The following is a 15796-nucleotide window of genomic DNA, read 5'->3' on the forward strand; positions in this document are numbered from 1 at the left end:
TATTTTTTCGTTTAAGTATTACAATTCTTGACGTAATGCTTGAATGACTTCAATTTTTGTCGCATTACGTGCCGGGCGCCAACCGGAAATAATGGCTACTAGTAAACTAATACTCCCTGCAACTAACACAAGACTAATTGGAATTAATGAGAAGGTAAGTTCGTAATTTGATAAATCTTCTTCAGATAAAGCAAAGGATACAACATAAGGTAAAATAGCATTTGCCGCAAAACTAATTACATAGGATACAATAACAGCTAATACGGTACCTAAAAGGCCTATAAATGTACTTTCCATTAAAAATAATCGTTGAATTAAATTCGGAGAAGCCCCTATTGCTTTTAACACACCAATCTCACGAGTTCTTTCTGTAACAGCCATTGTCATCGTATTAAATATACCAATAGAAGCAATAAGAATAGCGATTGTTCCTATAAATATAAGTCCTATTTTAAAAATAAGGAAGAACAGATCCATTTCTTCTAATTGTTCAATTTGCGAGTATACTTGATAGTTTTGATCTTTTAATGTCTCTAAAACAGGCATAACATTCTCGACAGAATCTACATAAATAAAAGTGGATGGATACGTGACTAAGTTAGGAAACTTGTCCAATAAAGCATCACTAAACTGAATGGAAGAATCAACATACCAATCATAGGACGGTTTCTTTAATATACCGACAATTTTGAAGGTAGAAGGCTCTGTATATGCTTCAGTCTCAGCATTGTAAAACTGAAGGTTTACTTCCTTATTTAAAATATCACCTTTATAGCCTTCCTCAGAACCATCGTAATAGGATCCCTGTTCTTCAGCCTCCTTTGATTTTTTCTCAATGATTGCTCTATCTTCTTCATTTAATAAACTTTGAGCAAAATGATAACCGACGACAATTTCGTTCGCTTGCTCTGGTAAGCGACCTTCATTTAAATTCGATGGAAGTTGTTTGAGTTCTGACGTATTATAAATAACTCCCGTTGATTCACCTTTACGATCTTCAAAGGATGTGGAGACAATACCATCTAGTTCAGCCTTATTTAAAACGACATTTACATGATCAACGCTCTCGATATATTCTCGATCCTTTTCTGAAAGGGTTTCATCCCCATAAAGCTCAATTTTCGTAATTTCCTCTTGTGAAAGAATATCATTCCGTAAAGTTTCTTGAATACCAAACCCAACTGAAGCTAGTACAATTAAAAAGGAACATCCTATCATTGCAGCTAATATTGTCATCGTAACGCGCAGTTTATTTTTTTTCATATGTTGAAATACAAATTGTAATTGATCTTTAAATAACATGAGCCATACCTCCTACTACTAATACACCATCTGCCATTCGAAATTTACGATCTGCAATGGAAGCAACTTCTTCATCATGGGTAATGATAATAAACGTAATATTATCTTGTTCATTCAATTGCTGAATAAGGGTTAATATTTCCTTTTCCGTTTGTGAATCTAAACTACCAGTTGGTTCATCAGCCAATATAATAGGCGGGTTTGTAATCATAGCTCTAGCGATTGATACCCGTTGCTGCTGCCCGCCGGAAAGTTCATTTGGGTAATGATCTGCTACTCCAGCCAGTTCAACCTTTGTAAGGATTTCACTAACTTTCTTTTTCCGTATTGCTGGACTAATGCCTTTTAGTTTTAAAGGTAGTTCAACATTTTCAAATACCGTTTGAGAAGATAACAGTTGGAAGTTTTGAAAAATGAAGCCGAAATGATCTAATCGGAACGCAGTACTTTGTTTTTCCGTAAAACCAGCAATTTCTGTATTATTTACAATGATCGATCCAGAATCAGGTTTCATAAAACCAGCAATCGTTTGTAGTAACGTCGATTTTCCTGAACCACTTTTTCCTACAATAGCCACTATTTCTCCTTGTTCAATACGGAAGTTGATATCCTTTAATACTTCCACCTTTTTTTCCTGACCCTTTTTTCCAATAGTAAAAGTGTGTTGTAATGATTGAACAGTAATCATATTGTTTTTCATTCCTTTATTAAGTGATAAATTCATTGTAGGAAAAAAATCTGAAGAAAATGGAAGGACAATTATGAAGAATTTCTTAATAGTTTCATAAAAAGTATGAAAGAAAAATTCGTTTTCAAAAGTTGAAGGTTAGAGAAGATTAGCATATGATTATTAAATGCTACGAATATTTTTCTTTGTTCTATAACGTTTTTCTATTTAAAAAAGTAGAACGTAAGAAAGGAAACAGCCTTTTAGCAAAATGATTGGCGAAAACATTGAATTTGTGAATTTTGCTGGAGAGAATTTGATCATAGAGGTGAGGAGATAGTTTGGTTACAGTATATACATGTCAAAACGGTGTTCGAATCGTTTCAGAAGAAATACCCCATGTTCGATCTATTTCCGTAGGGATTTGGGTAGGTGCTGGTTCAAGGTTTGAACTACCGGAAGAAAATGGAATCACCCATTTCATTGAACATATGTTGTTTAAAGGTACGAAAACGAGATCCGCTAGACAAATCGCAGAAGAATTTGATCGAATTGGCGGAGAAATTAATGCTTTTACTTCTAAGGAAAATACTTGTTATTATGCTAAAGTATTAGATCATCATGGACAATTAGCTGTATCGATATTGGCAGATATGTTTTTTAACTCTAGTTTTGATCAAAACGAATTAGATAAAGAACGACAAGTCGTATTAGAAGAAATTTTAATGAGTGAAGATGCACCTGATGATGATGTTCACGAACAATTATGGCGAGTGATGTATCCAACAGATGCGTTAGGTTTACCGATCTTAGGTACGAGCGAAACGTTGTCCACATTTACGTCTGATACAATCCGTCAATATATGGAAAAATACTATTTCCCAGAAAATATTGTGATATCGGTCGCAGGGAATGTAACAAATGATTTGCTTCTACATATCGAAAAATTGTTCGGTCGCTATGAACGTACTGATAAAGCGATGGAAACGGCACTTACGAATCCAACATTTCATTCTGGTCGCTTCGTGAAGGAAAGGGATGTGGAACAATCCCACTTAGCTATTTCCTATCCTGCTATAGGAATAAAGCATCCGGATTTAAATAGTTTTATAGCCTTAAACAATATTATTGGTGGCAATATGTCTTCGAGACTTTTCCAGGAAGTGAGGGAAGAGAGAGGTTTAGCCTATACAATCTTTTCTTATCAATCCTGTTATGCAGACGTTGGGGCATTCACTATTTACGGAAGTACAAATAATCAACAACTAACTATCATGCACGAAACGATTAATGAAACATTACAAAAAGTTCGTACAGAAGGAATTAAGGAATCGGAACTGTCCAATGCAAAGGAACAATTAAAGGGAAGCTTTGTATTAGGTTTAGAAAGTACGAATTCCCGTATGAGTCGTAATGGACGCAATGAGTTAATTCATGGTCGTCATAAAACAATAGATGAAACGATAGCTGAAATTGACCAAGTATCAATGGATAAAGTAGACCGTCTCATTGAATCCATCTTTAGTGGGGACCCGGCTGTATCCATTATTGGGCAAGGGGTAAAATAAATTCGCTTCACTTTCTTTTGAATCGATGAAGTAATATTAAGAAACGGTTGTTTCCTTAAAGTGTAGGAAACAACCGCTCTTTATTAGAACTCTTTCGTTTCATAAAATTTAACTGAAAGCATATATGAAAGGATGAAAAGTATAGCTCCAAAAATAGGTGAAACATAGCTTAGTTTTTGCAATGTTTCTACTGGTGGTAGCTTATCAAGTATAAATGAAAGGGATGCATTAAATCCTATAATTGGAAGAATTACGATTAAAAACAAAAAGAGTCTTCCCTTTTGAGGTCCGAATTTAATGTAAATCGGTAATAAAAAGGACATGATGATTAGGGATCCAGTGGCCATTAAACAAATGATTGGAAGAAAATCAATAAGAGGAATCCCATTTGTCCAATAATTAATTAAAAGTAAAATGGGGCTAAAGAGTAATAATGTACCTATACTTAAAAGTAAACTTAAAATATATTTACTTTTTACGATTTCTGATTTTTCCAAAGGCAATGTATTTGCATATAGATCCCAATGGCTCATTTCATCATAAGTAAAAGAAGCTGTTACTTGAATCGTACCAAATATAAAAATGGATAAGACCAAGTAAAAGCTATCTTGTAAGAAGAAAGAGACAGCAATGAATAATAATAGAATGGTAATAATCATTTTAAGCTGGGACTTCATAGCCAAAAAATCTTTTAATAATAATGCTTTCATTTGATGTCGTCTCCTTTCACATAAAATAACATGATGTCTTCAATAGTTGGTTTTTCTAAATAAAAAGCATTATTCACTTCATTCCGCTTAACTAAAATTTCAACTCCGAAGGGCGATTTTTTCATACGGATTTTTGAATGATCAGGTAAATCCTTTGATTGTTCAAGGGAACCTTTCCATATTCCAAATTGATATAATAAATCATCCTTATTTTCGCTAAATAAAATTTCTCCATCATGAATAAAAGTAATATAATCAGCAATTTTTTCTAAATCACTCGTAATATGGGAAGAAAATAAAATACTATGTTCTTCATCTTGCATAAACTCTAAAAATAAATCTAATATTTCTTCACGAACAATAGGGTCTAGTCCACTCGTTGGCTCATCTAAAATGAGCAATTTAGGATAGTGTGCTAATGCGGTAGAAATGGAAAGTTTCATTTTCATCCCGCTGGACAATTGTTTAATCGGTTTATGAATGGGTACTTTTAATTGATCCAATAATTTTAAAAAATAATGATGGTCCCACGTTTTATAAACGGCACCCATTAATTGATTGATTTGTTTTGGGGTTAGCATTTCTGGGAAATGGATATTATCGAATACGACACCAATTTGTTCCTTAATAGCAATGTCGTTTGACTCTTGATTTAAGCCAAATAATTTAATTGAACCACGCTCTTTTTTTAACAAATTGATCAGGCACTTAATAGTCGTTGTTTTACCTGCACCATTTTCTCCGACAAAGCCCATAATCGTACCAGCCGGTAAAGTGAATGATACATCTCGTAATTGAAACTGATGTAGCTTTTTATTTAAGTTCAACACTTCTATAGCATTTGTCATTGTATTTCCTCCTCTACTAAAAGCGATAACAATTCTACTAATTCTTCCTTTGGCATACCCGCTAATTTGGCAGTTTGAACTGCCTTCTGCAAAGATTCTTCCACTTGTCGTAATAGCTCTTCCCGTAAAAAATCTTGATTTCGTTCTGCTACAAAACTACCTTTTCCAGCAACTGTTTCGATGAAGCCATCATTTTCTAGATCGCTGTAAGCCCGTTTTGTCGTTACTACACTAATTTTTAATTCTTTTGCTAGACTTCGAATGGAAGGTAGTACTTCGCCGGGTTTTAATACACCAGTTAAAATAGCTTGTTTAATTTGTTGTGTAATTTGTTCGTAAATTGGTTTATCGCTGGCATTGCTTAAGCGTATATGCATTATTTTAATACCCCTTTACAACTGTATATATACACTATACACAGTTGATACAGTTGTTGTCAACTGCATACGTGAAAAGGGGTCACCATCATTTCTTATGTTGCATATAGTATCAATAAGCTCATGGAGGAGGGAGACAATGCTGCTATCGGAGCTTGCAGAGAAAGAACTGATAGAGATGGAAAATGGCGTAAGATACGGTTATTTGTCAGAAACGGAATGTTTATTTGATCCAAAGACTGGGAAAATTTTTGGCTTTGAATTGCACGAACAATCAGCGAAAATACCATTCCAAAAGAAAAAGGCGACAACACCGTTATTCATTCCTTGGGAAGAAATTCATCTCATCGGTGAAGATCGGATTCTTTTCCATCGCACATCATCCAAAAGAAGGCAGTTTGAGACATGACCGAAGAAAAATGGTTAGTCGTTGGAACGGACTTGCGCATGAAAGTGTTAGCAAAAAATTTAACGAACGAAAATAGAACCGTATATTATAAAAGTTTGAGCGTTTGGGATGAGGAACTAAACAAAACAGTTCTTGAATTTCAACCTCATTTTGTTGTGCTACCGATTCATCCATTATCGATAGAAGTACCTATGGTGTTTGGGCTTTCTAAAGCAGTAATTTTTGCTGGGAAGTTGAATGACGAGTGGCGTAATATTTTACAACAGAACGACATTCATTTTTATCTACAAGATGAAGCCTTCATTTGGCATAATGCAGCATTAACAGCAGAAGCTTTTGTATCAAGCTTTTACAATACAAAAAAAGCGATTCAAGGAAAAAAATTTATCATTACAGGATTCGGGCGCGTTGCGAAAATGGTTGCCCATATTTTAAAAAGTATCGGTGCTGAAGTAAGTATTGCAGTACGATCAGATGTGCAATTAAGTGAAGCAAAAGCCTTTCGTTATGAAGCGGTTTATTTAGACGAAGTGGGTGAAGTGGTAGGGGACTTTTTCATTAACACGATACCCGCTAAATGGCTGGATGAACAATTTAACGAAAAGATTACCATTCCAGTATATGATTTAGCCTCCCATCCAGGGTGTTTACAAGATGGAATTATAAGAAAGCAATATGAACTGTTACCCGCATTACCAGGAAAGTTTTTCCCTGAAGATGCTGGAAATGTACTATATGAATCAATTGTTGGACAATTAAGGAGGAGAGATCGTTGCTAGAAGGTAAACGAATAGGGCTAGGCATAACGGCATCCCATTGTACGTATGAAGATGTAGTTCCGAAAATTATGGATTTCCGCAATGCCGGTGCAACGGTAGTACCTATCATTACCCATTCCGTGCTAACAGCTGCTACACGATTTGGCACAGGGGAAGAGTGGATAAAAAAAATCGAGTCCATAACAGGTGAAAAAGTCGTTTCTTCTATCGTAGAGGCGGAACCGTTCGGGCCGAAAAATCCATTAGATTGTATGGTTATTGCACCAATGACAGGAAATTCGATTAGTAAATTTGCAAATGCTTCAACGGATAGCCCTGTTTTGATGGCTGCAAAAGCTACGCTTCGTAATGGTTCACCGGTTGTTTTAGGTATTTCAACGAACGATGCCTTAGGTTTGAACGGTGTAAACATTATGAAATTATTAAACTCCAAAAATATTTACTTTATTCCATTTGGTCAAGATGATCCACACAATAAACCGAATTCACTCATTGCCGATTTCACAAAAATGGTAGAAACAGTAGAAACTGCAATTGTGCATAAAAAGCAGTTACAGCCTTTGTTTGTACAATATTCTAAATAATGAAAAATCCTAACACAGCTTCTCCTTTTTATGATACAATTTTCAACATTATGTTACTAGTTTTTTGAGGAGAGATGAGTAAATGGCTAAAGAATTAACAGTTGCAATTGTAGGTGCTACAGGTGCGGTAGGAACAAAGATGAAAGAACAACTAATCAAACGTAATTTTCCAATTAAACATATAAAATTTTTAGCCTCAGCAAGATCAGCAGGTAAAGAAATTGAATTCGATGGAAAGACTTATACAATTGAAGAAGCTACACCGGACGCTTTTGAAGGAGTAGATGTAGCTCTATTCTCAGCTGGTGGTTCAGTTTCTGCGAAATTAGCGCCAGAAGCTGCAAAACGTGGAGCGGTAGTAATTGATAATACGAGTCACTTCCGCATGCATCCGGAAGTACCACTAGTTGTACCTGAAGTGAATAGAGGAGACTTAAAGGAACATAAAGGAATTATTGCTAATCCAAATTGTTCTACTATTCAAATGGTGGCAGCTCTTCAACCAATTCGTGAAAAATTTGGTTTAACGAAAGTCATTGTTTCTACTTACCAAGCTGTATCCGGTTCAGGTGTTTCAGCTATTGAAGAATTGCGTGAGCAAAGTGCACAATGGGAAGCTGGAAAAAATGTAGAAGCGAAAATTCTACCAGCAAAATCAGATAAAAAACATTATCCAATCGCACGTAATGTCATTCCGCAAATTGATGTATTTACGGAAAATGGCTTTACATACGAAGAAATGAAAATGATAAACGAAACGAAAAAAATTATGCATATGCCTGAACTAGCAGTGGCGGCTACATGTGTACGTGTTCCGGTCGTTTCTGGACATTCCGAGTCTGTTTATATAGAAGTGGAAAATGACGCTTCTGTGAATGAGATTTTTGAAGTATTGAAAAATGCTCCTGGAATTGTGCTACAAGACGATATTACGACACAAGACTATCCAATGCCTCTATTTGTAGAAGGTGAAGATCCTGTTTATGTTGGACGGATTCGCCAAGATCTATCAAATAAAAAAGGATTCCATTTATGGATCGTTTCAGATAACTTGTTAAAAGGTGCAGCTTTAAACTCAATTCAAATTGCAGAAGCGATGTTAGAGGATAACTTACTATAAGGGGTGTATATAGTGGATTTAGGTCGTATTGCTACTGCCATGATTACCCCATTTCAAGAAAATGGCGCAATCGCTTATGATGTAGTAGAGCAAATAATTGAGCATTTAATAGCCAATGGAACAGATACTATTGTAGTTTGCGGTACAACGGGTGAATCTCCCACTTTAACGATTGAAGAAAAACTCGAATTAATTGATTTTACGGTGAAGAAAGTGAATAAACGTATACCCGTTATCGCTGGAACAGGTGATAATGAAACCGAGTTTTCAATTGAAATGACAAAAAAAGTGGATGCCTTAGGTGTTGATGGCGTGATGCTCGTTGCACCATACTATAATAAGCCAAATCAACGTGGTATTTATGCGCATTTTGAAGCCATAGCGAAAGAAACGTCCTTGCCGATCGTCGTTTATAATATACCGAGTCGAACAGGTATTAATATTCATGCAGAAACGACCATCGCTTTAAGTAAAATCCCGAATATAAGAATCGTGAAAGAAGCTAGCGGTAATTTAGATCAAATGACAAAAATACTCGCTGAAGTTTCGGATGATACTTATATTTATAGTGGTGACGACGGTCTCACATTACCATTACTTGCTATAGGTGGTAGGGGGGTTATTTCTGTTGCTGCCCATGTGGTAGGTAAGGAAATGCAGGCGATGATTCGGGCGTTTGAAGATGGTCGACATGAAGATGCGTATAAATTACATCAAGCGCTTTTACCAGTAGTTCATCAATTATTTGCTAATCCAAATCCAGTCCCAGTGAAATATGCTTTATCCAAAGTAGGTTTTAACGTTGAAAAAGTAAGACTTCCATTAGTAGAGCTTCTGGAAGAAGATAAAATGAAATTTGATCATACTTGGAATAAGTTCCAAGAAAAACTAAGTGAATTAAACCTTTCCATTTAAAAAGAGATTTCATTTAAAAAAGCGAACATTTCGGTGTTTGCTTTTTTATTTTCTTTTATTGAATGCACTCTCTTTCCTTTATTTTATCTTGTAGAAGGAAGTCTCTAGCACATGCTGATTTAAAATAAGCAGCATTTAGCATTAAATAAAAAATATTCTTTTTTTATTTGTGCTTCATGCATGGACACCGTATAATGGGTTTAAGTGGTTGTGCGTTCGGGATATTATAGGAGGAAATCAAGTGACAAAAACTAAAAACGAAGTAATCCGAATAATCCCTCTTGGCGGAGTAGGAGAAATCGGAAAATCTATGTACGTAATCGAAATCGATGACGAACTATTTATTGTAGATAGTGGGCTAATGTTCCCAGAAGATGAGATGCTTGGAATAGATATCGTCATTCCTGACATTACTTACTTAGAAGAAAATAAAGATCGTGTAAAAGGGATTTTCTTAACCCACGGACACGAAGATGCGATTGGATCCATTGCATACGTACTACAAAAAATTAAAGCACCAGTTTATGGTTCCAAATTAACGATTGCATTGGCAAAAGAACATATTAAAGGCTTACCAGTTCCTCATCCTGTGAAGTTTTTTGAAGTAACGAATAAAAGTCGTATGAATTTTAATACAACATATGTGACTTTCTTCCACACAACACATAGCATTCCTGATTCATTAGGTATCGTGTTCCATACTTCAGAAGGTGCTATTGTTCATACAGGTGAATTCAAGTTTGATCAATCGGCCAAAGGGAAATTTAAACCGGATTTAGCAAAAATGGCCCAGTTAGGTGAAGAAGGCGTATTTATTTTACTTTCTGAATCAACGGAAGCAGAACGTCCAGGTTATACAACAAGTGAAACCGTGATTGAAGAGAAGTTAGCTAAATATTTCCACTCTGCACCTGCTCGAATGATTGTAGCGGTTTATGCATCGAACTTTATTAGAATTCAACAAGTATTTAATCATGCTCAAGAATCGGGAAGAAAAGTTGCCGTTGTTGGAAAAAGTTTAGAGAAAGTCATCGATATTGGCGTAAACTTAGGCTATTTAACGATTGATGAAGAGACGTTAATTCCTGTTAATACGATTCAAAAGTACGAAGATGATGAACTGATCATTCTTGTTACAAGCAATCAAGGAGAGCCGTTAGAAGCCCTTGATAAAATCGTTCGTAAACAGCATCGCGATATTCGCATAAAAGATACAGATACAGTTCTCATTACATTCACTCCATCACCAGGAATGGAAATTCAAATGGCTGGTGCGATGAATAGTTTAGCAAAAGCGGGGGCAACCGTTCTAACAGCTGATAAAAAAGTTCATGTATCTGGCCACGGTAGTCAAGAAGACTTAAAAATGATGCTGAACTTAATGAAACCAAAATACCTTATCCCGATACAAGGTGAATATAGAATGCTCATTGCCCATTCTAAACTTGCCCAATCAGTTGGAATGCAAAAATCACAAATTTTTATTGCCGACAAAGGTGATATCGTAGAATATAAAAATGGTAAAATGAGAATGAGTGGCCGAGTTCAAGCTGGTAACGTCCTAATTGACGGGATCGGTGTCGGCGACGTAGGAAACATTGTATTGAGGGATCGTAAGCTACTTTCCCAAGATGGAATTTTCATTGTCGTTGTTACATTGAACCGAGCGCAAAAGAAAATTGCGTCTGGCCCGGAAATTTTATCGCGCGGATTTGTTTATGTGCGTGAATCAGAGGAATTAATACTTGAAGCAACTGAACTTGCACGTTCTGTTATTGAAAAGTATGTGAATAAAGACACGTTTGAATGGACAAACATTAAACAAGAAATCCGTGATACGCTAAACGCTTATTTATTCCAAAAAACAAAGCGCCGCCCAATGATTATCCCAATTATTATGGAATACTAAGCAGCTGTATAAGGTGCGTTGTAGACAAATAAATAATAAATTCTCTAGTCGGAAATGATAGATGAAAGAATTTGTCCGCAACCAAAAAGGATTTTCTTAACCGATTGACGGTCGAGGAAATCCTTTTTTAACTTTTAAAACGACTATGAAACAACTTTTAAAGTAGGTGATGGAAATGGCAGTGAAAAAAACAAGTACGAAAGCAAAAAAGGGACTACACCCCCTTGCATATGAAATTATAGGACTTTTATTAATCGCTTTTGCCATTATTGTATTTTTTGAATATGGTGTAGTCGGGCGGATGATTAAAACCGTTTCGATGTTTTTATTTGGAAATCTTCATATCATTGTGCCATTTTTTGCAGTTTTAATTGCAGTATTATTAATGGTTCAAAGGCAAGGTGTATCTTTTAAAGATCGTATTATTCAAGGCTCTATTTTAATTATTTGTAGTTTATCTATTTTTGCCCATAGTGTACTTTTTGAAGAATTATATAATAACAATAAATTACTTTCCGATTCGGTTTTACGAGAAACATGGAGATTATTAATCGAAATGGAAGGAATCGATAATCGTAGTAGTGCCCTTGGTGGTGGAATGATCGGTGCATTACTGTTTAGTTTGTTTCATATATTATTTGATTCAACGGGAGCTAAAGTCGCTGCATGGTTTATTTTATTTATCGGAATTGTGTTAATTACAGGGAAGGCGCTTGTCCCAATTATCGTAGAAAATGCGCCGAAAATGAAAAAGAAATTTCCTAAAAGAAGTTTACGAAGAAGAAGTAAAAAGACGATCGTCAAAGATGAAAAGAAACCAAGACGTTCAAAATCGAAGGACGAAAAGATTTCCAATGAAATAGCCGCAACAACGGAGGAACCCGTTCGTAAAAAACAACAACCGATTGAAGACTATTTTGAAGAAGATGAAGAGCCGATTATTTCAGCTTTCACACAAAATATAAAGAAGGAACAACCAGAGCCGCAAACGCAACAAATTCGTATTACGGAAGAAAATCCGGAAGTGGATAAGGAAAATATTGGAGAAGTTATCCAAAAATCTGTGGAAACAAACATTGAAAATGCAGATTACCGATTACCTTCCATGAATTTGTTACAACTTCCTCCTGCCTATGACCAAAGCGGTGAATATACGGTGATTCAAGCTAACGCGAAGAAGTTAGAACAAACCTTTTTAAGTTTTGGTGTAAAGGCAAGAGTCACTCAAGTTCATCTTGGTCCAGCTGTTACGAAATATGAAGTCATGCCTGATGTTGGTGTAAAGGTTAGTAAAATCGTTAGTCTCCAGGATGATTTAGCTTTAGCTTTAGCTGCTAAGGATATTCGGATGGAAGCTCCTATTCCAGGAAAATCGGCCATTGGAATAGAAGTACCGAATAGTGAAATTGCGATGGTAACGTTGCGAGAAGTATTAGAGGCGAAAGAAAATAACCAACCTGATTCGAAGTTGTTGATAGGTTTCGGACGTGATATTACTGGACAAGCAATTTTAGCGGAATTAAATAAAATGCCCCATTTACTTGTTGCCGGTTCTACTGGTAGTGGGAAAAGTGTATGTATTAATGGGATTATCGTGTCGATTTTAATGCGGGCAGCTCCCCATGAAGTGAAAATGATGTTAATCGATCCAAAGATGGTAGAGTTAAATGTCTATAATGGGATTCCCCATTTATTGGCTCCTGTTGTAACAGATGCCCGGAAAGCATCCCAAGCATTACAAAAAGTCGTTTCGGAAATGGAACGCCGTTATGATTTGTTCTCCCATACAGGGACTCGAAACATTAAGGGGTATAACGATCATATCGAACAATTTAATTTGGAAAATGAAGAAAAACATCCTAAATTACCATATATCGTTGTCATTATTGATGAATTAGCCGACTTAATGATGGTCGCCTCCCATGATGTAGAGGATTCCATTACACGTTTAGCGCAAATGGCCCGTGCAGCCGGAATTCATTTAATTATTGCAACACAAAGACCTTCTGTTGATGTTATTACAGGAGTTATTAAAGCGAATATTCCTTCACGAATTGCCTTTGCTGTTTCGTCTGCCATCGACTCCCGTACAATTCTAGATATGGGTGGTGCTGAACGTTTATTAGGTAGAGGAGATATGTTATTTTTACCTGCCGGTTCATCTAAACCGATTCGTGTACAAGGTTCATTTTTATCTGATTCAGAGGTTGAAGCGGTCGTTGATTTTGTTATAGAACAACAGAAAGCTCAATATGATGAAAGTATGATTCCTACAGATGAACCAGAAAAATCCTTTGAGGAAGAAACCGATGATTTATATGATGAAGCGGTACAGTTAGTAGTGGAAATGCAAACCGCATCGGTTTCAATGCTGCAAAGACGCTTTAGAATAGGCTATTCAAGGGCTGCACGTATCGTTGATCAAATGGAATTGCGGGGCGTTGTTGGCCCGCCGGATGGAAGTCGTCCAAGACAAGTTCTAATTGACAAAACGAATGTAGAAAATGGGTAAATTATGTAAAATGACATATTAATGTTAATAGTAATCAAAACTTTTTCTCTATTACACAACAGTTTTTTGTAAAACTATTTTCATTATTCAATAAAAGTGGTATATTATGAATCGATTAGTAGGAAAGTTCAACATCAGATGTCTGATCTTGTGTTGTTTGGTGGTGATGAAATTGTCAATAAAAGCTGATCATCGTCATTTATATCTCCAAGTAATCGATCGATTAAAAGAGGATATTGAAAAAGGTATTTATAGAGAAAATGAAAAATTACCTTCAGAATTCGATTTGTCGAAAGAACTAGGGGTAAGTCGAGCAACTTTAAGAGAAGCTCTTCGACTATTGGAAGAAGAAAATATCATCGTTCGACGTCATGGAGTAGGGACATTCGTGAATCCAAAACCTGTATTTACTTCAGGTATTGAACAATTATCGAGTATTTCCTCTATGATTGAAAATGCCGGAATGGTTCCAGGGACAATCTTTATTGAAGCCTCTGAGAATATTCCGACAGAGGATGATATGGATCGTTTCCAATGTGACAAAGATGACCAAGTATTAACCATTGAACGAGTTAGAACTGCCGACGGTGAACCAGTAGTTTATTGTATAGATAAAGTACTGTCAAAACACCTTCCAGTTAACTTTGTTCAAAAAAAGGAAGTTTCCATATTCTCATCCCTTGAACAATCAGGTGATATTCATGTTGCTTACGCTGTTACTTACATAGATCCAGTAGGTTATCATGAGCAAGTATCTCCTATATTGAATTGTGGCCGAGAAACAGCATTGCTCGTATTAAAGCAACTTCATTATGATGATAATGATCGAGTAGTTCTTTATTCAAAAAACTACTTTAGAGCTGATAAATTCAGCTTCCATGTAATTCGAAAACGGGTGTAAAACATTTCTGAGAAATTCCTGCTAATTACTAAATCCTTTGGGGGGTAAGTCAAATGAAAAAACGTAAATTTGCATTTGCGCTTTCAGGTTTACTTGCACTTGGTACAATCCTTGGTGCTTGTGGCGAAGGCGAAAAAACTGGAGAAAAAAGTTCTGAAAAAGGTTCAGAAGATACATTCTCAGTTGCTATGGTAACAGATACTGGTGGTGTTGATGACAAATCATTCAACCAATCTACTTGGGAAGGTATCCAAGCTTTCGGTGAAGAAAATGGCCTTAAAAAAGGTGATGGTGGTTTTGACTACCTACAATCTGCTCAAGAATCTGATTATGTAACAAACTTAAATAGCTTAATTCGTCGTGACTTTGATTTAGTATTTGCAGTTGGTTTCGCATTACATAATGCGGTAGCAGAAGTTGCAGATCAACAACCTGACGCAAAAATTGCGATCATTGACGAAGTAGTTCCTGACAAAGAAAACGTAGCTTCAATTATGTTCCGTGCAAACGAAGCATCTTACCTTGCTGGTGTAGCAGCAGCTTTAGAAACAAAAACTGGTAAAGTTGGTTTCATCGGTGGTGTAACTGGTGAAATTATCGGAGGTTTCCAAGCTGGTTTCGAAGCAGGTGTAGCAGCAGTAGACCCTAATATTAAAGTGGATGTTGAATATGCAGAAAGCTTTACTGATGCAGCAAAAGGTCAACAAATTGCAAAAAGAATGTATGATTCTGGCGCAGACATTATTTTCCACGCAGCTGGTGGTGTAGGTAACGGTTTATTCACAGAAGCAAAAGAACGTAAACAAAAAGATCCTAATGCTAACGTATGGGTAATCGGTGTTGACCGTGACCAATATGAAGAAGGTAAAGTGGATGACTCAACAAACGTTGTATTAACTTCTGTATTAAAACGTGTTGACGTTGCGGCTCAAGAAGTTGCAAAATTAGCGCAAGAAGGAAAATTCCCTGGTGGCGAAACAATTACTTACGGTTTATCTGACCAAGGTGTTGACTTAGCCGATTCTCGTGGTGCAATTTCTGAAGAAACTTTAGCGAAAGTTGAAGAATACAAACAACAAATTATCGACGGAACAATTAAAGTTCCAGAACAACCTGCAGAATAAGATTTAGCAATATGAAGGCTAGCGAGCGCTAGTCTTCATGTTTTGTTCAGAGATAAAAGTAGTAATATTCT

At 36.1% G+C, this 15796-nt stretch carries 15 protein-coding genes; 10 read left to right on the forward strand and 5 right to left on the reverse strand.

The genetic code is table 11. The annotated features are described in order from the left end of the window. Positions 1 to 18: 18 nt before the first annotated feature. Positions 19 to 1302, reverse strand: a complete 1284-nt coding sequence (locus tag MHH69_RS05935; RefSeq protein WP_122970405.1) for an ABC transporter permease — start codon at positions 1300 to 1302, stop codon at positions 19 to 21. Continuing rightward, on the reverse strand, positions 1292 to 1990 hold the full coding sequence (locus MHH69_RS05940) for an ABC transporter ATP-binding protein (RefSeq protein WP_341361886.1): 699 nt from the start codon (positions 1988 to 1990) through the stop codon (positions 1292 to 1294). Before MHH69_RS05940 ends, MHH69_RS05935 begins: the two co-directional genes overlap by 11 nt. Positions 1991 to 2310: 320 nt before the next feature. On the opposite strand from MHH69_RS05940, the gene MHH69_RS05945 reads away from it, so the two are divergent. After that, positions 2311 to 3537 carry a M16 family metallopeptidase gene (locus MHH69_RS05945; RefSeq protein WP_122970407.1) on the forward strand — a complete coding sequence of 409 codons (1227 nt, stop codon included), beginning with the start codon at positions 2311 to 2313 and terminating at the stop codon, positions 3535 to 3537. 83 nt (positions 3538 to 3620) lie between these two features. Here the strand turns inward: MHH69_RS05945 and MHH69_RS05950 are convergent, their stop codons facing one another. The 3 genes from MHH69_RS05950 to MHH69_RS05960 are packed head-to-tail and all read right to left on the reverse strand — an operon-like array spanning position 3621 to position 5472. Further along, positions 3621 to 4247 (reverse strand): ABC-2 transporter permease, encoded by a 627-nt coding sequence (locus tag MHH69_RS05950; protein WP_341361887.1) that lies wholly within the window; start codon positions 4245 to 4247, stop codon positions 3621 to 3623. Beyond that, positions 4244 to 5095: an ABC transporter ATP-binding protein gene (locus tag MHH69_RS05955; RefSeq protein ID WP_341361888.1), complete on the reverse strand. Its 852-nt coding sequence runs from the start codon at positions 5093 to 5095 to the stop codon at positions 4244 to 4246. Before MHH69_RS05955 ends, MHH69_RS05950 begins: the two co-directional genes overlap by 4 nt. Next, a complete protein-coding gene (locus MHH69_RS05960) occupies positions 5092 to 5472 on the reverse strand; it encodes a GntR family transcriptional regulator (protein ID WP_341361889.1) in 381 nt (126 codons plus the stop codon). The genes MHH69_RS05955 and MHH69_RS05960 overlap by 4 nt, the downstream gene beginning before the upstream one ends. A 139-nt stretch (positions 5473 to 5611) precedes the next feature. Between MHH69_RS05960 and MHH69_RS05965 the strand changes: the two genes are divergently transcribed. The 9 genes from MHH69_RS05965 to MHH69_RS06005 all read left to right on the forward strand — a co-directional run bounded on the left by MHH69_RS05965 (position 5612) and on the right by MHH69_RS06005 (position 15725). After that, a complete protein-coding gene (locus MHH69_RS05965) occupies positions 5612 to 5881 on the forward strand; it encodes a YlmC/YmxH family sporulation protein (protein ID WP_122970411.1) in 270 nt (89 codons plus the stop codon). Then, entirely contained in the window at positions 5878 to 6660 is a 783-nt protein-coding gene (locus MHH69_RS05970) for an NAD(P)-dependent oxidoreductase (protein ID WP_341361890.1), read from the forward strand. The genes MHH69_RS05965 and MHH69_RS05970 overlap by 4 nt, the downstream gene beginning before the upstream one ends. Continuing rightward, complete coding sequence (locus MHH69_RS05975; protein ID WP_341361891.1) at positions 6654 to 7244, forward strand: dipicolinate synthase subunit B; 591 nt, start codon at positions 6654 to 6656, stop codon at positions 7242 to 7244. Before MHH69_RS05970 ends, MHH69_RS05975 begins: the two co-directional genes overlap by 7 nt. Positions 7245 to 7326: 82 nt before the next feature. After that, a complete protein-coding gene (locus MHH69_RS05980) occupies positions 7327 to 8364 on the forward strand; it encodes an aspartate-semialdehyde dehydrogenase (protein ID WP_122970414.1) in 1038 nt (345 codons plus the stop codon). A 12-nt stretch (positions 8365 to 8376) separates the two neighbouring features. Then, positions 8377 to 9279 carry a 4-hydroxy-tetrahydrodipicolinate synthase gene (gene dapA / locus MHH69_RS05985; RefSeq protein ID WP_341361892.1) on the forward strand — a complete coding sequence of 301 codons (903 nt, stop codon included), beginning with the start codon at positions 8377 to 8379 and terminating at the stop codon, positions 9277 to 9279. Positions 9280 to 9520: 241 nt separating this feature from the next. Beyond that, positions 9521 to 11188: a ribonuclease J gene (locus MHH69_RS05990; RefSeq protein ID WP_341361893.1), complete on the forward strand. Its 1668-nt coding sequence runs from the start codon at positions 9521 to 9523 to the stop codon at positions 11186 to 11188. A 175-nt stretch (positions 11189 to 11363) separates the two neighbouring features. Then, positions 11364 to 13700 (forward strand): FtsK/SpoIIIE family DNA translocase, encoded by a 2337-nt coding sequence (locus MHH69_RS05995; RefSeq protein WP_122970417.1) that lies wholly within the window; start codon positions 11364 to 11366, stop codon positions 13698 to 13700. A gap of 172 nt (positions 13701 to 13872) precedes the next feature. Next, positions 13873 to 14601: a GntR family transcriptional regulator gene (locus MHH69_RS06000; RefSeq protein ID WP_122970418.1), complete on the forward strand. Its 729-nt coding sequence runs from the start codon at positions 13873 to 13875 to the stop codon at positions 14599 to 14601. Positions 14602 to 14654: 53 nt separating this feature from the next. Further along, complete coding sequence (locus tag MHH69_RS06005) at positions 14655 to 15725, forward strand: BMP family lipoprotein (RefSeq protein WP_122970419.1); 1071 nt, start codon at positions 14655 to 14657, stop codon at positions 15723 to 15725. Positions 15726 to 15796: the final 71 nt, after the last annotated feature.

The organism is Ureibacillus sp. FSL E2-3493, from assembly GCF_038077515.1.
In the GTDB taxonomy this organism is placed as follows: Bacteria; Bacillota; Bacilli; order Bacillales_A; family Planococcaceae; genus Ureibacillus; species Ureibacillus halotolerans.

Bases quoted from the DNA above. Each gene is read 5' to 3' on its own strand.
- MHH69_RS06005 (WP_122970419.1), top strand. From the start codon at position 14,655: ATGAAAAAACGTAAATTTGCATTTGCGCTTTCAGGTTTACTTGCACTT.
- MHH69_RS05970 (WP_341361890.1), top strand. From the start codon at position 5,878: ATGACCGAAGAAAAATGGTTAGTCGTTGGAACGGACTTGCGCATGAAA.
- MHH69_RS05940 (WP_341361886.1), bottom strand. From the start codon at position 1,990: ATGATTACTGTTCAATCATTACAACACACTTTTACTATTGGAAAAAAG.
- MHH69_RS05950 (WP_341361887.1), bottom strand. From the start codon at position 4,247: ATGAAAGCATTATTATTAAAAGATTTTTTGGCTATGAAGTCCCAGCTT.
- MHH69_RS05960 (WP_341361889.1), bottom strand. From the start codon at position 5,472: ATGCATATACGCTTAAGCAATGCCAGCGATAAACCAATTTACGAACAA.
- MHH69_RS05935 (WP_122970405.1), bottom strand. From the start codon at position 1,302: ATGTTATTTAAAGATCAATTACAATTTGTATTTCAACATATGAAAAAA.
- MHH69_RS05955 (WP_341361888.1), bottom strand. From the start codon at position 5,095: ATGACAAATGCTATAGAAGTGTTGAACTTAAATAAAAAGCTACATCAG.
- MHH69_RS05965 (WP_122970411.1), top strand. From the start codon at position 5,612: ATGCTGCTATCGGAGCTTGCAGAGAAAGAACTGATAGAGATGGAAAAT.
- MHH69_RS05980 (WP_122970414.1), top strand. From the start codon at position 7,327: ATGGCTAAAGAATTAACAGTTGCAATTGTAGGTGCTACAGGTGCGGTA.
- MHH69_RS05995 (WP_122970417.1), top strand. From the start codon at position 11,364: ATGGCAGTGAAAAAAACAAGTACGAAAGCAAAAAAGGGACTACACCCC.